The organism is Allobosea sp. WAO, assembly GCF_001509835.1.
Taxonomy (GTDB): domain Bacteria; phylum Pseudomonadota; class Alphaproteobacteria; order Rhizobiales; family Beijerinckiaceae; genus Allobosea.
This window is the reverse complement of record NZ_JXTJ01000010.1, coordinates 162,610-180,353: the sequence shown is the minus strand read 5'-3', so window position 1 is coordinate 180,353 and position 17,744 is coordinate 162,610. Positions and strand designations below refer to the sequence as shown.

16 protein-coding genes are annotated in these 17,744 nt (G+C 66.9%); 6 read left to right on the top strand and 10 right to left on the bottom strand.

The genetic code is table 11. The features are described from left to right. Positions 1-74 precede the first annotated feature (74 nt). Complete coding sequence (locus tag DK26_RS20040) at positions 75-2,009, top strand: FUSC family protein (RefSeq protein ID WP_066476139.1); 1,935 nt, start codon at positions 75-77, stop codon at positions 2,007-2,009. Between the two features lie 23 nt (positions 2,010-2,032). Here the strand turns inward: DK26_RS20040 and gpmI are convergent, their stop codons facing one another. Further along, on the bottom strand, positions 2,033-3,547 hold the full coding sequence (gpmI, locus tag DK26_RS20035) for a 2,3-bisphosphoglycerate-independent phosphoglycerate mutase (RefSeq protein ID WP_083533386.1): 1,515 nt from the start codon (positions 3,545-3,547) through the stop codon (positions 2,033-2,035). Positions 3,548-3,811: 264 nt separating this feature from the next. On the opposite strand from gpmI, the gene DK26_RS20030 reads away from it, so the two are divergent. Next, a complete protein-coding gene (locus DK26_RS20030) occupies positions 3,812-4,552 on the top strand; it encodes a haloacid dehalogenase type II (RefSeq protein ID WP_066476134.1) in 741 nt (246 codons plus the stop codon). A gap of 18 nt (positions 4,553-4,570) precedes the next feature. Here the strand turns inward: DK26_RS20030 and DK26_RS20025 are convergent, their stop codons facing one another. Further along, positions 4,571-5,338, bottom strand: coding sequence for an SDR family oxidoreductase (locus DK26_RS20025; protein WP_066476132.1), 768 nt, complete (start codon positions 5,336-5,338; stop codon positions 4,571-4,573). Between the two features lie 113 nt (positions 5,339-5,451). On the opposite strand from DK26_RS20025, the gene DK26_RS20020 reads away from it, so the two are divergent. Continuing rightward, a complete protein-coding gene (locus DK26_RS20020; protein ID WP_066476130.1) occupies positions 5,452-6,489 on the top strand; it encodes an L-idonate 5-dehydrogenase in 1,038 nt (345 codons plus the stop codon). Between the two features lie 24 nt (positions 6,490-6,513). Here DK26_RS20020 and DK26_RS20015 read toward each other — a convergent pair whose 3' ends face one another. Next, a complete protein-coding gene (locus DK26_RS20015; RefSeq protein WP_066476128.1) occupies positions 6,514-8,250 on the bottom strand; it encodes a diguanylate cyclase in 1,737 nt (578 codons plus the stop codon). 112 nt (positions 8,251-8,362) lie between these two features. Then, positions 8,363-10,036, bottom strand: a complete 1,674-nt coding sequence (locus tag DK26_RS20010) for a formate--tetrahydrofolate ligase (RefSeq protein WP_066476126.1) — start codon at positions 10,034-10,036, stop codon at positions 8,363-8,365. A gap of 249 nt (positions 10,037-10,285) precedes the next feature. On the opposite strand from DK26_RS20010, the gene DK26_RS20005 reads away from it, so the two are divergent. Together DK26_RS20005 and DK26_RS20000 are read left to right on the top strand one after the other, a co-directional pair. Then, positions 10,286-10,885 carry an intradiol ring-cleavage dioxygenase gene (locus DK26_RS20005; protein ID WP_157089745.1) on the top strand — a complete coding sequence of 200 codons (600 nt, stop codon included), beginning with the start codon at positions 10,286-10,288 and terminating at the stop codon, positions 10,883-10,885. Positions 10,886-11,001: 116 nt separating this feature from the next. Further along, entirely contained in the window at positions 11,002-11,358 is a 357-nt protein-coding gene (locus DK26_RS20000; RefSeq protein WP_066476122.1) for a DUF1801 domain-containing protein, read from the top strand. Between the two features lie 115 nt (positions 11,359-11,473). On the opposite strand, the gene DK26_RS19995 is transcribed toward DK26_RS20000, so the two are convergent. The 4 genes from DK26_RS19995 to DK26_RS19980 all read right to left on the bottom strand — a co-directional run bounded on the left by DK26_RS19995 (position 11,474) and on the right by DK26_RS19980 (position 14,429). After that, the gene (locus tag DK26_RS19995) at positions 11,474-11,878 is read right to left on the bottom strand and encodes a low affinity iron permease family protein (protein ID WP_066476120.1); all 405 of its coding nucleotides are present in this window, start codon (positions 11,876-11,878) and stop codon (positions 11,474-11,476) included. Positions 11,879-11,932: 54 nt separating this feature from the next. Further along, positions 11,933-12,769 (bottom strand): S-formylglutathione hydrolase, encoded by an 837-nt coding sequence (fghA, locus tag DK26_RS19990; RefSeq protein ID WP_066476118.1) that lies wholly within the window; start codon positions 12,767-12,769, stop codon positions 11,933-11,935. Positions 12,770-12,984: 215 nt separating this feature from the next. Then, positions 12,985-14,097 carry an S-(hydroxymethyl)glutathione dehydrogenase/class III alcohol dehydrogenase gene (locus DK26_RS19985; protein ID WP_066476117.1) on the bottom strand — a complete coding sequence of 371 codons (1,113 nt, stop codon included), beginning with the start codon at positions 14,095-14,097 and terminating at the stop codon, positions 12,985-12,987. A gap of 32 nt (positions 14,098-14,129) precedes the next feature. Continuing rightward, the gene (locus DK26_RS19980; protein ID WP_066476115.1) at positions 14,130-14,429 is read right to left on the bottom strand and encodes a metal/formaldehyde-sensitive transcriptional repressor; all 300 of its coding nucleotides are present in this window, start codon (positions 14,427-14,429) and stop codon (positions 14,130-14,132) included. Positions 14,430-14,532: 103 nt separating this feature from the next. Here DK26_RS19980 and DK26_RS19975 point away from each other — a divergent pair, with 103 nt between their 5' ends. Further along, complete coding sequence (locus tag DK26_RS19975; protein WP_066476113.1) at positions 14,533-14,967, top strand: HIT family protein; 435 nt, start codon at positions 14,533-14,535, stop codon at positions 14,965-14,967. Between the two features lie 141 nt (positions 14,968-15,108). Here DK26_RS19975 and DK26_RS19970 read toward each other — a convergent pair whose 3' ends face one another. Further along, positions 15,109-16,014: an outer membrane beta-barrel protein gene (locus DK26_RS19970; protein ID WP_066476112.1), complete on the bottom strand. Its 906-nt coding sequence runs from the start codon at positions 16,012-16,014 to the stop codon at positions 15,109-15,111. Between the two features lie 317 nt (positions 16,015-16,331). Then, positions 16,332-17,675 (bottom strand): phosphoglucosamine mutase, encoded by a 1,344-nt coding sequence (gene glmM, locus DK26_RS19965; protein ID WP_066476111.1) that lies wholly within the window; start codon positions 17,673-17,675, stop codon positions 16,332-16,334. Positions 17,676-17,744 lie beyond the last annotated feature (69 nt).

Here is a 17,744-nt window from a genome sequence, read left to right as displayed (position 1 = left end):
CCCGTCGACGTGATGGAAAGCTGGGAGCGGATTCCGCCGCCCCTCGCGGCAAGCCTGATGCAGTGCCGCATGCCATGAACGCCCTTCCCGCCCTCATCAGGCTCGGTTTCGACACCGGGCGCCTCGGCTTCACGCTGCGCACCTGCTTCGCCGCCTGCCTCGCGCTGCTGGTCGCCCGGGCGCTCGGGCTCGAGCACCCGCAATGGTCGGCGATGACCGTCTTCGCTTCCGCCCAGCCGGCGCGCAACATGTTGGTGGAAAAAGCCTTCTTCCGCGGCGTCGGCACGCTCGTCGGCACTGCGGTCGGTGTCCTCCTGATGCTGCTCTCCGGTGGTCAGCCGCTCCCGGTCATGCTCGGGCTGGCGCTCTGGGTCGGGCTCTGCGCCTTCGCCGGCAATCTGCTGCGCGGCTTCGTCTCCTACGGCGCCCTCATCGCCGGTTTTTCGGCGGCGATGGTGGTGCTGCTCGATATCGGCCACCCCGACCATATCCTCCTTCTGGCGGCAGACCGGCTGCTGACCGTGCTGACCGGGATCCTGACGGCCCTGGTCGTCGGCCTTCTCCTCGCACCGAAAGAGGGCGAGGACGCCGTTGCCAGCGAGGCGCGGCAACTGGCGATCCGCGTGCTGCGGCAGCTCACGACCCTGCTCTCGGGGACGAAGCCCGGCGCCGAGGAGCAGCGGCAGATCCTGCGGCAGCTCGCCTTGCTCGACGAGGCTCTGGAGCCGCACGGCGCGGGCTCGCTCCGCTCGCGGCGCTCGGCCCGCAGCATTCGCAGCCTGATCTCCGCCCTCGTCTCCACGCTGGTCTGGCTCAGGGCTGCGCCAGACACGCTTCGCGTCGAACCGGTCAGGCAACTGCTCGCACAAGCGGCCGACGCGCTGGAAGCCGGCGCGCCGGTCGCCGAGGTTCTACCCCTGCTCGAACGTGCCGCCGATCTCTCGGCTGAACATCCGCCCCTCCAGGATGCAATCCTTCGCCTCGAAGCCGCCGCGAAAGAGCGGGTCGGCGTCAGCGATGGCGAGGTCCGGCCCGCCCGCATCGAGCATCCCGTCATCCTGCATCGCGACTGGGTCGGCGCCCGCCAGGCAGCGCTGCGCGCCGGCGGCATCATGCTGGGCCTGGGCACGATCTGGGTGGTCACCGGCTGGCAGGCCGGCGCCCTACTGCTGCTCGGCACCTCGGTGATGGTGACGCTGTTCTCGACCTGGGAGAATCCGGCGCTGATCATGCGCAAGGTGCTGGTCGGCCAGGCCTGCGGCGCCCTGGCCGCGCTCGCCTGCCGCTGGCTGGTCTGGCCGCTGGCGACGAGCGAACTCGAACTCGTCCTGATGCTGATGCCCTTCATCATGCTCGGCGCGCTGCCGATGGCGCACCGGCGCACGATGCTGGGCTCGATCGACTACTGCATGGCCCTGCTGCTGCTGTCGCAGCCCGCCTTGCCGCTCAAGGGAGATCTCGCCAGCACTGTCTTCACCGCGCTCGCCGTGGTCTCGGCGCCGTTCCTGACGCTGATCGCCTTCCGCACCATCTTCCCGACCGATGCGCGCCAGCGCCTGCAGGTGCTCGCCGGCATGATGTTGAAGGAGCTGCAGGATCTCTGCAGCGCGCCCGAGGCGGCACTGCGCGCCGCGACCTGGCGGGCCCGGCTCAATCACCGGCTGCTGCGGCTGGTACGCCTGTCGCAGCAGGCGGGCGAGCGGGTCGGCACCGCCGAGGATGGCGGCGTCGCGGTGTTCGCTGTCGGCATGGCAGTGCTGCGCCTGCGCGCCATGCTGGCGGAGGCCGATCTCGCGCCGGCCACGACGCACGCCGTCAGGCTGGCGCTGGCGCGCATCGCCAATGCGACACAGCAACCCGCCAGAGCCGTGCAGGCCCTGGACGAACTCGCGGGCCGCTTCGACGAGATCGGACGCGGCGAGGCGGAATCAATGCGCGCCGCGAGCCGCGCCCTCGCCGCACAGGCCTCGTTCTTTACCCAGAGCGGCGCAGCAGTCTCAGCCGGCTGACCCCGCCGGCACGCCAGCCTGTGTCAGCGCAGCAGCGACGCGCCGGTCATCTCCGCAGGCTGCTTCAGACCGAGCAGAGCCAGCAGCGTCGGCGCGACATCGGCGAGGCGCCCCTCAGCCAGCGCCGTCGCCCCGCTGCCGATCACCATCGCCGGGACCGGGAAAGTGGTGTGCGCGGTGTGCGGATTGCCGGTCACCGGATCGACCATCAGTTCGGCATTGCCATGATCGGCCGTCACAAAGAGCGCGCCGCCCTTGGCAAGGATCGCGTCCGCGATCTTGCCCAGGCCAGCATCGACGGTCTCGACCGCCTTGATCGCAGCGGAGAGCACGCCGGTATGGCCGACCATGTCGGGATTGGCGAAGTTCAGCACGAACAGGTCGTACTTCCCGCTCTCGATGGCCGCGACGACCTTCTCCGTCAGCTCCGGCGCCGACATCTCCGGCTGGAGGTCATAGGTCGCGACCTTCGGCGACGGCGTCATGCTGCGCGCCTCGCCTTCATAAGGTTCCTCGCGCCCGCCATTGAAGAAATAGGTGACGTGCGGGTACTTCTCAGTCTCGGCGAAGCGGATCTGCTTCAGGCCGGCCGCAGCCACCGTCTCGCCGAGCCCGTTCGCCAGGCTCTGCGGCGCAAACAGCGCCGGCATCAGCGGATCGAGCTCGGAGCTGTAGGAGGTCATGCCGACCGCGGCGACGAGCTTCGGCGCCTTGGGCCGCGGGAAGCCGCTGAACTCGGCGAACAGCAACGGCGCCAGTATCTCGCGGATGCGGTCGGCCCGGAAATTGAAGCTGAGCAGCCCGTCGCCATCCTTCATGCCGGCAAAGCCCGCAATCACCGCCGGCTTGATGAACTCGTCGCTGACATTGGCTGCGTAGGCAGCCTCGATCGCCGAGGCTGCGGTCGGCATCTGCTCGCCTTCACCGAGCGCCATCGCCTTCCAGGCGAGCTCGACCCGCTCCCAGCGATTATCGCGGTCCATCGCGTAGTAGCGGCCGGACAGGGTCGCGATCTTGACCTGCGCCGGCAGGGCCGCCTCGAGCGCCGCGACATAGTCGCCGGCCGAGCGCGGCGGCGTATCGCGGCCATCCGTGAAGACATGGATCACGGCCGGAACACCGGCCTCCGCCAAGAGCCTCGCCAGCGCCACAGCATGGTCCTGATGGGCGTGCACGCCGCCCGGCGAGACCAGGCCGACGAGGTGGCAGGTGCCGCCGCTCGCCTTCAGCTTGCCGATCAGGCCGCTGGCTTCCAGCGCCTGCTTCAGGCTGCCGTCCGTGATCGCCTGGTTGATCCGCGGCAGGTCCTGCAGCACGACGCGGCCGGCGCCGAGATTGAGATGGCCGACCTCGGAATTGCCCATCTGGCCTTCGGGCAGGCCGACATCGAGCCCGCTGGTGCGCAGGAAGGCGTGCGGCGAGGCGCTCCAGAACCGGTCGAAGTTCGGCGTCTTCGCCAGAAGGACGGCATTGTTGTTCGCGTCGTCGCGCCAGCCCCAGCCATCGAGGATCATCAGCATGACGGGGCGGCTGGACATCTTGGCAACCTGTGCATCTGCGAAAAGGTGCTTGTGCGGATATCACGCTCCGCGCGGCCAAGGCGAGCGCTAAGGTGGCGCGAATGACATCTCAGCCCTCATCCTGAGGAGCGCCGCAGGCGCGTCTCGAAGGATGCTCCAGCTGGCGCGAGAGCCTCCTGGAACGTCCTTCGAGACGCCGTTCCTGACGGAACGGCTCCTCAGGATGAGGGCTGGAGCGGGAGACGTGTCGGGCTCCCGGAGATAAGGAAGAGGAAACGCGCAATGCCGATCAAGGCCGTCGTCTTCGATGCCTATGGCACGCTCTTCGACGTACAGTCCGTCGCAGGACTGACCGAGGCGGCCTTTCCCGGCCATGGCGACGCAATCACCCAGATCTGGCGGCTGAAGCAGCTCGAATACACTTGGCTGCGTTCGCTGATGGGCCGCTACGAGGACTTCTGGAGCGTCACCCGGGCCTCGCTCGACTTCACGCTGCGGACGCTCGGGCTCGAAGCGACGCCCGAGCTCCTCGCCCGTATCGCCGCCGCCTATGACGCTCTCGCCCTCTATCCGGAAGCGCTCGAGGCGCTGAAAGGCCTCGCGCCGACACGGCTCGCCATCTTCTCCAATGGCAGCCCGTCCATGCTGGCGAACCTCACCAAGCAGGCGGGGATCGACGGCCTGCTGGAGACGGTGATCAGCGTCGACGAGATCAGGGCCTACAAGCCCGATCCGCGCGGCTACCGGCTCGTCGAGGACAGGCTCGGTCTTTCCCGCGAGGAGATCCTGTTCGTCTCCTCCAACGGCTTCGATATTGCCGGCGCCAAGGCCTATGGCCTCACCGTCGCCCGTATCGAGCGGATCACGCCCGCCGCGCTGCGCGCCGAACTGGCGGGCGGCGCGATCGGCCCCGCCGCTATGTTCAAGGCGCTGCGCATGCAGCCCGAGCAGCTCGGCGATCCCGCCGATCTCACCATTTCGGCGCTGACCGAGCTCGTGCCCTACGTGGCCGCGAGGCGCTGACGGCGCTGCTGCGCCGGCTCAGACCACGCTGGTCAGGCCGCCATCGACCATCAGCAGATGGCCGCTGACATAATCCGAGGCTTCCGAGGACAGGAAAATCGCCGCGCCGATCAGCTCCTTGGTCTCGCCCCAGCGCCCGACCGGCGTGCGGCTCTTGACCCAGTTGGAGAAGGTCTCATCGGCGATCAGCGCCTTGTTGAGCTCGGTGACGATGTAGCCGGGGCCGATCGCGTTGACCTGGATGTTGTGCTTGCCGAGCTCGGCGGCGAGCCCCTGCGTCATCAGCGCGACCGCGCCCTTGGTCGCGGTATAGGGCACGATGGTCGGCCGGCCGAGCTTGCTCATCACCGAGCCGATGCTGACGATCTTGCCGCGATTGCGCGGCGCCATGCGCTTCGCCACCGCCTGGGTGACGTAGAACACCGAATGTAGATTGGTGGCGACGAGGAAATGCCAGTCCTCAGCCGGGAAGTCGACGAAGGCGCCGCGCTTCTGCGTGCCGGCATTGTTGATCAGGATGTCGATCGGCCCGATCTCAGCCTCGACCGCGGCGACCCCGGCCTCGACCGCCTTCTGGTCGGTGACGTCGAATGGGGCGATCGAGACCTTGTGCCCGGCGCCAGCGATCGCATCGCGTGCCGCTTCGAGCTTCGTCTTGTCGCGTCCGTTCAGGACGACATGCGCCCCGGCGGCTGCGAGGCCTTCCGCCATGGCGAGGCCGATGCCTTGGCCGGAGCCGGTGACGAGGGCGATACGCCCATCGAGCTTGAACAGATTGAGCGACATCCTATCCTCCCGGTCTCGTGGCTTGGCACCTCGTCCCGGCTTGGGTAAGCGTTTTAAAACGATTAGACAATCGCCGGGTCCGCATAGCCGCTGGTCCCCAAGGGAGAGTTTCCATGCGCGCCGTCGTCATCCATGCCGAGAAGGATCTCCGTGTCGAGGAGACCGTCACTCCCGAACTCGGCCCGCTCGACGTCCGCGTTCGCGTCAAGGCCGGCGGCATCTGCGGTTCGGATTTGCACTACTACCTCCATGGCGGCTTCGGCACGATCCGGGTGCGCGAGCCGATGATCCTCGGCCATGAGATCGCCGGCATAGTCGAGGCGGTCGGTGCCGAGGTCTCGCGTGTCGCGCCCGGCGATCTCGTCGCCGTCAATCCGAGCCGCTCCTGCGGGCGCTGCCGCTATTGCCAGACCGGCCAGCAGCAGCACTGCCTGGACATGCTGTTTTATGGCAGCGCCATGCGCTTCCCCCATGTCCAGGGCGGCTTCCGCGAGGAGCTTGTCATCGAGGAGCGCCAGGCGGTGAAGCTTCCCGCCCATATCGGCGCGGCGCAGGCGGCCTTCGCCGAACCGCTCGCCGTCTGCCTGCATGCAGCCAAGCGCGCCGGCCCGCTGCTCGGCAAGCGCGTGCTGATCACGGGCTCGGGGCCGATCGGCGTCCTCACCGTCGTCGCCGCCCGCGCCGCCGGCGCCAGCGAGATCGTCGTCACCGACGTGGTCGACGGACCGCTCCCGATCGCGCTCAAGATGGGCGCCACCACCGCGATCAACGTCATGGCCGAGCCGGATCGGCTCAAGGCCGATTACGGCGCCGACAAGGGCAGCTTCGACGTGATGTTCGAGGCCTCCGGCAACCAGCATGCGCTGACCGGCGCCTTCGACGCCGTCCGCCCCGGCGGGGTCATCGTCCAGATCGGGGTCGGCGGCAATTTCACCCTGCCGATGAACGTCGTCGTCGCCAAGGAGTTCGACCTGCGCGGCTCCTTCCGCTTCCATGAGGAATTCGACTGGGCGGTCGCGCTGATCGGTTCGGGCCGGATCGACCTCTCGCCGCTGCTCACCGCCTCGATCCCGATCGCGCGCGCTGTCGAAGCCTTCGACCTCGCCGCCGACAAGTCGAAGGCGATGAAGGTGCAGCTCGCCTTCGACTGAGGGGGCCGAGGCGTAAAGCAGCCTCTACGCGGCCCGCAGCGGCGACTTGTGCAGTACGAAACCGTCGCGACCATTGCGCTTGGCCTCGTAGAGCGCCGCATCCGCCCGCGCGGTCGCGTCGGAAAGACTCTCGTCCTCGCCGACCAGCACCGCGCCGATGCTGGCGGTCACCGCGACCGTCCCGCCCCCTGCGATGATGACCGGCGCCTCGCGCAGGTTCGCCCCGAGCTTGGCTGCGATCGCCGACAGAGCCGGCGCATCGCAGCCGCTGATTAAAAGGATGAACTCGTCGCCGCCCCAGCGGGCGCAGGCATCGTAGTTGCGCAGCACCGAAGACATTCGCTGCACGCAGGCGACCAGCACTTCGTCGCCGCCCTGATGGCCGTGCTCGTCGTTGACGCGCTTGAAGCGGTCGAGATCGACGATCAGCAGGCCGCATGGCTTGCCCTCGCGCCGCGCCCGGTTCTGCTCGCGCGCGAAGGCGTGGTCGAAGCCGCGCCGGTTCAGAATCGAGGTCAGCGGGTCGTATTGCGCCAGGCGCTCCAGCTGCTCGGTGCGCTCGCGCACCATCGCCTCGAGCCGCCCGGTATTGTCGCCGACTGCCTGCGCCATTTCGTTGAAGGCATGCGCCAGGCGGGCGATCTCGTCATGACCCTCCTCACGCGCCGTCACCTTGAAATCGCCGCCGCGCAGGCGCGCCAGCCCCTGCTCGACCCAGGCGAGCCGGTCGAGCACCTTGCGCTTGAACAAAAGGGTCATCAGCGTCGCGGCGGCCAGCAGGATCGCAGCGATCAAGGCCGCAAGCGGCATGAACAGCTTGCGGTCGATGATCGCATCGACATCCATCACCGTAACGTTGAACCAGCCGAGCCGATCGAGAAAGCCGACGCCGACAAGCACCTCGCGCCCGTCCATCTGCATGAAGCGCGAGAGCACGAGCGTGTCGCCTTGCGAGACCTGCTTCATCATCCCGGCCAGCGCCTTGCGATCCTCCTCGCGGTCGAGCAGGTTGAAGATCGTCTTTTTCGCCGAGATGTCCTTGGTGAGGCTGTGGAAGTCGACGACCCGCGGGTCGCGATGCGCCTGCACCGCTCCCTGCAGGTCGACGAACATGCTCTGCACGCCGGTCTGCGGGAACTCGACGACCTCCTTGATGAACTGGGTGAGGTCGACGCCGGTGCCGATCAGGCCCAGCACCTTGCCGTCTTTCTGGATGATGCAGTTGATCCAGACCTTGGTGACGCCGAGCGCCTCGTCGCGGTTGACGTTGAGGTGGCAGCCCTGCCCCAGCGCGCGCGTCTTGAAGTACCAGGCATCCTTGGGGTCGTTGGGCGCGACCGTGTAACGAAGCCGGGCGTTCTGGTAATTATTGTCCCGATCGTTGAAGTAGTAGTTCCCGGTCCGGTCGAGCACGACGAAATAGCTGCGGTCGGTAAAGGAAAGCCGGTAGTGCTCGAGCTCGGCGAGGCCGCGCTTGGCCTTCTCCGGATCGTGCTCGTCCTGCGCCCATTCGACGATGACCGGCGCGCGCGCCACCGTCTCGGCCAATGAGACCTCGCGCATCAATGCTTCGAGACCGCGATAGCGATCGAACAGGATCTGCTTCTCGGCGAAAAGCGTGCCGAGCTTCACCACCGTGCCGTTGACGATCCAGAGGAAGATGCCGGAGGCCGGCACCGCGATCCCGATCAGCGTGGCCAGTACCAGCACGAGCACGCGGGCCTGCAGGCCGCAGCTGCGCCAGGCATCAAGCACACGCATAGGGTATCCACCTCCGGCCTTGCCTCCCAGAGATGGGAAGGCAAGGAAGATGATGGGGCGATATAGTTTACGCTTTGTTTACGCAGCGGCACTGGAAGCAAGCCCGAGCAGCCTAGAACAGCCCCTCGATCTGCCCGCTCGCGTCGATATGGATGCGCTCGGCCGCCGGCTGCCGCGGCAGCCCCGGCATGGTCATGATGTCCCCGCAGATCGCCACCACGAAGCCCGCACCCGCCGCCAGCCTGAGCTCGCGCACCGGCACGATATGGCCGGATGGCGCGCCGCGCAGCGTCGGGTCGGCGGAGAAGGAATACTGGGTCTTCGCCACGCAGATCGGCAGGTCGCCATGGCCCGCGGCTTCGAGCTCGGCGAAGCGCGCGCTCACCCTGGCATCGGCCGAGATGCCGGCGGCGCCGTAGATCTCGCGCGCCACCTTCTCCAGCTTCTCGCGCAGCGGCAGCGCGTCGGGATAGAGCGGCGCGAAATCGGCCTCGCCGCTCTCGACCAGCGCAGAGACCTTGGCCGCGAGCTCTTCCGTGCCGGCGCCACCTTGCGCCCAGTGCCGGCAGATCACCGCCTCGACGCCGAGATGATTACGGCAGAAATTCTGGATCAGCGCATGCTCGGCCGGCGTGTCGCTGATGAAATGGTTGATCGCGACGATCGGCGGCACGCCGAATTTGCGGAGGTTCTCGACATGGCGCGCCAGGTTCGAAAGGCCCGCCTCCAGCGCCGGCAGATTCTCGGCCGAGAGCGCGTCGCGTGCGACGCCGCCATGCATCTTCAGCGCCCTGACGGTCGCGACCACCACGGCGACGTCGGGCTTCAGCCCGGCCTTGCGGCACTTGATATCGAAGAACTTCTCGGCCCCGAGATCGGCGCCGAAGCCAGCCTCGGTCACGACATAGTCGGCGAGCTTGAGGGCGGCGCGGGTCGCGATCACCGAGTTGCAGCCATGGGCGATGTTGGCGAAGGGGCCGCCATGGACGAAGGCCGGCGTGCCTTCCAGCGTCTGTACCAGGTTCGGCATCAGCGCGTCCTTGAGCAGCACGGTCATCGCGCCTGGCGCCTTGAGGTCTGCGGCGGTGATCGGGCTCTTGTCGCGCCGACGGCCGACGACGATGCGCCCGAGCCGTGCCTCGAGATCGGCGAGATCGGTGGCGAGGCAGAAGATCGCCATCACCTCGGAGGCGACGGTGATGTCGAAGCCGTCCTCGCGCGGGAAGCCGTTGGTCGCACCGCCGAGCGAGGTGACGAGGCTGCGCAGCGCCCGGTCGTTCATGTCCATGACGCGCCGCCAGGCGACGTGGCGGGCATCGAAGCCGAGCTCGTTGCTCCAGTAGACATGGTTGTCGAGCATCGCCGCGAGCAGGTTGTGCGCGCTGGTGATGGCGTGGAAGTCGCCGGTGAAGTGCAGGTTGATCTGCTCCATCGGCACGACCTGGGCATGGCCGCCGCCGGCCGCGCCGCCCTTCTGGCCGAAGCAGGGGCCGAGCGAGGGCTCGCGCAGCGCGATCATGGTGCGCTTGCCGAGCCGCGACAGCCCGTCTCCAAGGCCGACCGTCGTCGTGGTCTTGCCCTCGCCCGCCGGCGTCGGGCTGATCGCGGTGACGAGGATCAGCTTGCCGTCCGGCCGCGAGGCGAAGTCGCCGATGGCGCTGGTATCGACCTTGGCGATGTACTTGCCATAGGGCTGCAGCGCCGCATCGGGAATGCCGGCCTTGGCGGCGATCGCACCGATCGGCTGCAGCTTCGCCGCGCGGGCGATCTCGATATCGGTCGGCATGTCGTCCCCTTGATCTTGTCTCGAACGGGACGCCTTGCCGGCCGATTCCCCTTGGCGCGACTGTGCCGAAAAACCGCAGCCGCCGCCAGCGCCCGCGTCCGGGACCCGACCCGCGTGGTGGACAGGAGCTTGTCGGTGCCACGCATCACGGTTCGGCGAGCCTGGGCCTCCTGCCCGAAATCCGCCGGAAGCCGCATTGCAAGAATGGGCGCAAGAGCGAAGCTGACGAGAGCGAGGGAAGAGCCAGCCATGACCGATGCACCGAGCCGCCGCGACCTCATCATTACGAGCCTGTCGGCCGCCGGCTTCGCCAGCCTCGGTCTGCCGGAGGAGGCCCTGGCGCAGGGCGCCGAGCTCCCGGCGACACCAGCTTGCGATGCGCAGGCCGCCGCGACGCCGCGCCAGACCGAAGGACCTTACTTCACGCCGTCGTCGCCGCAGCGCTCAGATTTGCGCGAGGATGGGGCCGGTGAGCTGCTCGTCCTCAGCGGCTTCGTGCTGACACGCCAATGCCGCCCGATCCCCGGTGCGCTGCTCGATTTCTGGCAGGCCGACCCGTCCGGCCAGTACGATAATCGTGGCTTCCGCTTCCGCGGCCATCTCTTCGCCGACGCGCAGGGCCGCTACCAGTTCATCACCCGCGCCCCCGGGCTCTATCCTGGCCGCACCCGCCATCTCCACGTCAAGCTGCGCGGCGGCGCGCAGGGCCCGGTGCTGACGACACAGCTCTATTTCCCCGACGAGCCCGGCAATCGCCGCGACGGCCTGTTCGATTCAAGGCTGCTGATGAAGTTGCGCCCGGCCGAGGGCGGCCAGCTCGGCCGCTTCGATTTCGTGCTGGCGGGCTAGCGATTCCTGCTTCTCGGCGACGGGGCTGGCCGTCGCGGACAGATCTCGATCGCGCGCATTGGGAGTTTTCGCGCCCATTCGTTGCTTATGGGCATGCAGACAGGCACGGTGTCAGCATGACGAAGATCGACGACCATGATGCCTACATTGCCACAGCCCCGGAACCGTTTCGCGCCATGTTGGATCGACTGCGTGCACAGCTGTCGCAGGCGCTGCCGGACGCCAAGGAAATCATGAAATACGACATGCCAGGCTTCCAGATTGAGGAGACGATCATCGCCGGCTATGCCGCCTTCAGCAAACAATGTGGCCTCTATGTCGACCCGGGCGCAATTGCCGCCCATGCCGACGAGATCGCCGCCTTGAAGCTAAGGGCGACCAAGACCGGAGTTACGTTTTCCCTGAGCAAGCCCATCACTGACGAACTGGTCGAGAAACTCGCACTCAGCTCGCGTACCGCCAAGGGTTTCTAGAGACCGTCCTCGACCCAAAGCTCGGCATGCAGTTCGGGCTCGGCAATGTCATGGATGCCATCGGAGGCAGCGGGTGCTGCCTCCAGGGGCTTCGCGCGCCTCACCGACACGGCCTCTAGCCGCGCTTTCCGGAGCGGGCCTTGCGGGCGATCGCCTCGAACTCCCCGCGGATCGCCTCGATTTTGTCCTCGTCGAGTTCCTCGAGATCGAGCAGCTCCTCGCGCGCCCCCTCGACCTTGGCAATCAGCTCGTCGAGCTTGATCTGCATCGCGGCGGTGTCGCGGTTCTGGCTGTTCTGGATGATGAAGACCATCAGGAAGGTGACGATCGTCGTCGAGGTGTTGATGACGAGCTGCCAGGTGTCGTTGAAGCCGAAGAACGGCCCCGACGCGGCCCAGACCAGGATGATGGCGAGCGCGACGAAGAAGGTCTGCGGCTTGCCGGCCCAATGCGCCGTCGCCTGCGAAAGCCGCGTGAACAGGGAGCGCTTGCCGCTCCCGGGCGAGACTGCCGATGCCATGGCCCGATCCCCCGCTGATGCAGCCATGCAACGCCGCAGCAGGGGCAGCGTTCCTCAGCCGGTCAGCCGCTCGGCATGCCAGGCGATATGCTGGGCCATGAAGGTCGAGACGAAGTTGTAGGAGTGGTCGTAGCCCTCCCGCATCGTCAGCGTCAGCGGGATGCCGGCCGTTGTGCAGGCGAGTTCGAGCAGTTGCGGCCGCAACCCCTCCTGCAGGAAGCCGTCGGCCGTGCCCTGGTCGACGAGCAGGTCGGGGACGCGATGCCCATCGGCGATCAGCAGGGTCGCGTCATAGGCGCGCCAGGCCGCCTCGTCCGGGCCGAGATATTTCTCGAAGGCCGGCCGCGACCAGCCGGCGGTCGAAGGCTGGGTGATCGGCGCGAAGGCCGAGACCGAGGCGTAGCGCCCGGGATTCTTCAGCGCGAGCGTGATCGCGCCATGGCCGCCCATGGAATGGCCGAAGATGCCCTGGCGCGACATGTCGAGCGGCAATTCGCGGGCGACGAGCTCCGGCAACTCGTCCCGGATATAGCTCTCCATCCGGTAGTTCGTCGCATAAGGCGGCTGCGTCGCGTCGAGATAGAAGCCGGCGCCCGAGCCGAACTGCCAGTTCTCCGGCTCGTCCGGCACGCCCTCCCCGCGCGGCGAGGTGTCGGGGCAGATGATGGCGACGCCGTTGGCCGCCGCCGCGGCGCGATACTCGCCCTTGTCCATCGCGTTCTGATGCGTGCAGGTCAGGCCCGAGAGATACCAGAGTACGGGAACCGGCCCCGCCTCCGCCTGCGGCGGCAGGAAGACCGCGAAGGTCATCGGGCAGGCGCAGGCCGAGCTGTCATGGCGGTAGACGCGCTGCTGGCCGCCGAAGGCTTTCGAGGAGGAGACGAGTTCCATAGGGCAGTCCCGCGTTCTGAATGGCCGCGCCGTCATTCCGGGGCGCCCCGCAGGGGCGAGCCCGGAACCCAGGACCGCAGGCGGAACCGGGCAGGCGTGGGGGATCCGCCTTTAGACGAACGACATCGCTTCTGGGTTCCGGGCCCATCGCTGCGCGATGTCCCGGAATGACGTCCTACTTCCTTGCCCGCCCGATGAGGCGAGAAGACGGCCGCTCAGTAGACCACCACCGAGCGGATCGACTTGCCCTCATGCATCAGGTCGAAGCCGTGGTTGATCTCGTCCAGGCTCAGCTTGTGGGTGATCAGATCGTCGATGTTGATCTTCCCCTCCATGTACCAGTCGACGATCTTCGGCACGTCGGTACGCCCACGCGCGCCGCCGAAGGCAGTGCCCTTCCAGACGCGGCCGGTGACCAGCTGGAACGGCCGGGTCGCAATCTCCTTGCCCGCCTCGGCGACGCCGATGATGATCGACTCGCCCCAGCCGCGATGGCAGCACTCGAGCGCCTGACGCATCACGTCGGTGTTGCCGGTCGCGTCGAACGAGAAGTCGGCGCCGCCGCCGGTCAGGTCGACGATCGCCTGCACCACCTTGTCGTTGCCGATCTCGCGCGGATTGACGAAGTCGGTCATGCCGAACTTCTCGGCCATGGCGCGCTTGCCGGGGTTGATGTCGACGCCGATGATCTTGTCGGCGCCGACCATGCGCGCGCCCTGGATGACGTTGAGACCGATGCCGCCGAGCCCGAAGACCACGACATTGGCGCCGGGCCAGACCTTGGCGGTGTAGATCACCGCGCCGATGCCGGTCGTCACACCGCAGCCGATATAGCAGATCTTGTCGAAGGGCGCGTCCTCGCGGACCTTGGCCAGCGCGATCTCGGGCAGCACCGTGAAGTTCGCAAAGGTCGAGCAGCCCATATAGTGGAAGACCTCGCCGCCATCGCACGAGAACCGCGACGTGCCGTCGGGCATCAGGCCCTGGCCCTGCGTCGCACGGATCGAGGTGCAGAGGTTTGTCCGGCGCGACAGGCAGGACTTACAGCTGCGGCATTCCGGCGTGTAGAGCGGGATGACGTGGTCGCCGGGCTTCAGCGTCGTGACGCCCGCGCCGACTTCGCGCACGATACCGGCGCCCTCATGGCCGAGGATCGCCGGGAACTTGCCCTCGGAATCGAGGCCGGACAGCGTGTAGGCGTCGGTATGGCAGATGCCGGTCGCCATCACCTCGACCAGCACCTCGCCGGCCCTCGGGCCGCCGATCTGGATGGTCTCGATGGTCAGCGGCTTTCCGGCCTCCCAGGCGACGGCGGCGCGTGTCTTCATCTCAAATCCTCCTTCAACTGGTTCCGGCGCGCCTATTTCAGATAGGTACGCAATGTCCTGATGATGCCGTCGATCTCGGCATCGGCATCGAAGCCTGCCGCCCCCTGCCCGCCCAGCGAGCCTCCGCGCGCATGGCCGAAGGTCTCGCGCAGATGGCCTTCGAGCACTTCCGCCATCAGCCCGTTGGCGGCGCCGCGCAGTGCCGCGATCTGCTGCAGCAATGTGCTGCAATCCGTGCCGGCCTCGACGGCGCGCTCCAGCGCCTCGGCCTGCCCCCTGATCCGGCGCAGGCGCGCGACAGCACGCTTCTTCTCTTCCGGACTATGCGGCATGGCATTTCATTCCCTAGGCCTAGAATACTGTAGGGGAGTATGTCAATCTTGAGCTTGTCCCGGCCTGCAGACCCGCTCGCCAGGTCGTGTGCTGGAGGCCGGGATGACCAACGATTGCCTGTTCTGCCGGATCGCACGCGGCGAGATCGCCTGCCACGCCGTCCATGAGGAAGAGGATGTCCTCGCCTTTCTCGACATCCATCCGATCCGGCCCGGCCATACGCTGGTGATCCCGCGCGCCCATTTTCCCTGGTTCGAGGACATTCCGCCCGCGCTCGCCGGCAAGATCATGACGCTCTCGCAGCGCCTCGCCCGCGAGATGAAAGCGCTCTACCCGGTCGAGCGGGTCGCCATGCTCTACACTGGCATCCATATGAACCACGCCCATGCCCACCTCGTACCGATGCATCACCGGCACGACATCACCTCCGCGGTCTATCTCGAGCAGGGCGTCGAGGAATTCACGCTGCCGGCCCAGCCGCCGGCACGGGAACTGGAGGGGGTTGCAGCGGCATTGCGAGGCCGGCTGACCTCCTGAGTCCGCCCGGCCTGGGTGTCGCCGGCAGCAGCGTTTCCACGGTCTCGCCGCCGTGCGGCCGGCCGCGCAAACGAAAAGGCTGCGCGAATTGAGTTCGCGCAGCCTCGTCGTCAGATGTCGAGTGGGATCAGTACTTGCTGATCAGTACTTGCGGACCACGTGGGGCGCCGGCGCATAGACCGGCTGTTCCTTCGGGCCGCAGCAGTTCGGATCGTTGAAGTTCCAGCGCATGCCGATGCGGATATCGTGGCTGTCGATCTGCTTGAAGCGAACCGACGAACTCGGATTGACCAGCAGGCCGTTGGCGCCGGCGAGCCCGATGGTCGGGCCATCACCCATGTTCAGGTAGCGGTAGCCGATGTCGAGCTTCAGGTTCGAGGTCACGTCATAGGCGACGCCGGCCATCAGCGCCCAAGCGAAACTGGTCTCGCTGGCCGTGTTGCCATAGGCATAGGAGACGTTGGCGAACGGCGCACCAACGGCCTGGTTGATGCCGTTGTCGGTCAGACCGTTGACGCTGTGATTGGCGAAGCCGACACCGACACCAAGATAGGGCGTCAGGCAGTTCCAGGTACCCAGATCGATATAGCCGTTGACCAGGCCAACGAAGGTCGCGATGTCCGCGCGGTAATTGTTGGTCTGGTTGATCGGGATGCCGAAATTGTAGGAAAGCTGGTCGCGGCCGGTGAAGGAAGCGCCGCGATACTCGCCAGTCAGATCCACGCGGAACCAGTTGTTGAACTGGTAGCCGATGCCGATGCCCGCGAAGGCGGCGAAGCTGCGATCGGGGTTGATCGTGCTGAAGGAGGTGACGCCCGCCGTCTGGATGACCGGGGCATTGTTCACCTTCACATCGAGCTCGTCATAGCCTTGCGAGCCGACGCCGATATCGCCGCGCAGATACCAGCCGCCGCCGACCGAGCCGCGTAGCTCCGGTGCCGGGGGCGGAGGCGGCGGAGCCGCAATCGGGAAATCGGCAGCCTTGGCGACGGCGGATGCACCCAGAGCCATGACGCCGGCAAGCGCAAGGGTTTTCAGGCTGCCCATGGCAGGGTTCCTTCGTGTTTGCGCAGGCGGGACGCAGCTCGCGCGAGTTACCGATGGGAAGACCCTGCCATTGATTTCTTAAATGACACTTAACCTTAAAACCTAACCCTACTTTTGCATGAACGAGAGCACTGTGGTTACTGGAAGGTTAAGCGCCCGATCACTTCACCTTGATCAGATCAGGCGACATCGAAAACCCGCGATCGGGCGACCAGCATTGCGAAGAAGCGCCGGAACCCTGCGCAAGGTTCCGGCGCTGCGATGATTTCCCGTACTGCCGGTCAGCTGCGGAGCACCCGCGGGACGGACGCCTGCGATCAGGCCGCAGCCTTCGCCACGGCGTCGACGACTTCGTCGACCGCGCGCATGACGAGATCGCGGTCGTCGCCCTCGGCCATCACCCGGATCACCGGCTCGGTGCCGGAAGGCCGGATCACAAGGCGCCCGCTCTCGCCGAGCATCTGCTCCGCCGCCTTGATGGCGCTGACCACCGGCTTCTCCTCCAGCGGCCGGCCCTGCTTGTAGCGGACGTTCTTGAGGATCTGCGGCAGCGGCTCGAAGCAGTGGCAGACCTCGGAGACGGGCTTCTCCTTGCGCTTGACCACGGCAAGCAGCTGCAGTGCCGCGACCAGCCCGTCGCCCGTCGTCGCGTAGTCCGAGAGAATGATGTGGCCGGACTGCTCGCCACCGAGATTGAAGCCGTTGGCGCGCATATGCTCAAGCACATAGCGATCGCCGACGGCAGTGCGCGCCAGCGACAGGCCGAGCCCGGCCAGATAGCGTTCCAGGCCGAGATTGGACATCACGGTGGCGACGATGCCCGGCGCCGAGAGCAGCCCGTCCTCCTGCCAGCTGCGCGCGATCACGCCCATCAGCTGGTCGCCATCGACGACCTGGCCGTTCTCGTCGACGATCAGCACGCGGTCGGCATCGCCGTCGAGCGCAATGCCGACATCGGCGCGCAGCTCACGCACCTTCTGGCTGAGCGCATCAGGCTTGGTCGAGCCGACATCGCGGTTGATGTTGAAGCCGTCCGGCTCGACGCCGATGGCGATGACCTCGGCCCCCAGCTCCCAGAGCGCCTCCGGCGCGACCTTGTAGGCAGCGCCATTGGCGCAGTCGACGACGATCCGCAGCCCTTCCAGGCTCAGATTGCGCGGCAGAGTGCGCTTGGCGAATTCGATGTAGCGGGCATCCGCGCTCTCGATGCGCTTCGCCCGGCCCAGCGCCGGCGAGGCCGAAAGCTGCTTGCCGAGGTCGGAATCGATCAGGCGGGTAATCTCGGACTCGACCTCGTCGGAGAGCTTGTAGCCATCCGGGCCAAACAGCTTGATGCCATTGTCCTCATAGGCGTTGTGCGAGGCGGAGATCATCACCCCGAGATCGGAACGCATCGAGCGCGTCAGCATGGCGACTGCCGGCGTCGGCATCGGCCCGAGGAGCAGAACATCCATGCCTACCGAAGTGAAGCCGGCGACGAGGGCGTTCTCGATCATGTAGCCGGAGAGGCGCGTATCCTTCCCGATCACGACACGGTGGCGATGCTCGCCGCGGCGGAAGGCAAGACCGGTCGCCTGGCCGACCCGCAGTGCGAGGTCCGGCGTGATCACGCCATTGGCGCGGCCGCGAATGCCATCAGTGCCGAAGTATTTGCGTGTCATGGTCGAAGTTCTTCCCTTGAGCCTTGCCGGCTCGACATTACCTTGCGTGGTCATACAGGCTGAAAGCCC

Coding starts and splice junctions, on each gene's coding strand:
- DK26_RS20040 (WP_066476139.1), top strand. CDS start 75: ATGAACGCCCTTCCCGCCCTCATCAGGCTCGGTTTCGACACCGGGCGC.
- gpmI (WP_083533386.1), bottom strand. CDS start 3,547: ATGTCCAGCCGCCCCGTCATGCTGATGATCCTCGATGGCTGGGGCTGG.
- DK26_RS20030 (WP_066476134.1), top strand. CDS start 3,812: ATGCCGATCAAGGCCGTCGTCTTCGATGCCTATGGCACGCTCTTCGAC.
- DK26_RS20025 (WP_066476132.1), bottom strand. CDS start 5,338: ATGTCGCTCAATCTGTTCAAGCTCGATGGGCGTATCGCCCTCGTCACC.
- DK26_RS20020 (WP_066476130.1), top strand. CDS start 5,452: ATGCGCGCCGTCGTCATCCATGCCGAGAAGGATCTCCGTGTCGAGGAG.
- DK26_RS20015 (WP_066476128.1), bottom strand. CDS start 8,250: ATGCGTGTGCTTGATGCCTGGCGCAGCTGCGGCCTGCAGGCCCGCGTG.
- DK26_RS20010 (WP_066476126.1), bottom strand. CDS start 10,036: ATGCCGACCGATATCGAGATCGCCCGCGCGGCGAAGCTGCAGCCGATC.
- DK26_RS20005 (WP_157089745.1), top strand. CDS start 10,286: ATGACCGATGCACCGAGCCGCCGCGACCTCATCATTACGAGCCTGTCG.
- DK26_RS20000 (WP_066476122.1), top strand. CDS start 11,002: ATGACGAAGATCGACGACCATGATGCCTACATTGCCACAGCCCCGGAA.
- DK26_RS19995 (WP_066476120.1), bottom strand. CDS start 11,878: ATGGCATCGGCAGTCTCGCCCGGGAGCGGCAAGCGCTCCCTGTTCACG.
- fghA (WP_066476118.1), bottom strand. CDS start 12,769: ATGGAACTCGTCTCCTCCTCGAAAGCCTTCGGCGGCCAGCAGCGCGTC.
- DK26_RS19985 (WP_066476117.1), bottom strand. CDS start 14,097: ATGAAGACACGCGCCGCCGTCGCCTGGGAGGCCGGAAAGCCGCTGACC.
- DK26_RS19980 (WP_066476115.1), bottom strand. CDS start 14,429: ATGCCGCATAGTCCGGAAGAGAAGAAGCGTGCTGTCGCGCGCCTGCGC.
- DK26_RS19975 (WP_066476113.1), top strand. CDS start 14,533: ATGACCAACGATTGCCTGTTCTGCCGGATCGCACGCGGCGAGATCGCC.
- DK26_RS19970 (WP_066476112.1), bottom strand. CDS start 16,014: ATGGGCAGCCTGAAAACCCTTGCGCTTGCCGGCGTCATGGCTCTGGGT.
- glmM (WP_066476111.1), bottom strand. CDS start 17,675: ATGACACGCAAATACTTCGGCACTGATGGCATTCGCGGCCGCGCCAAT.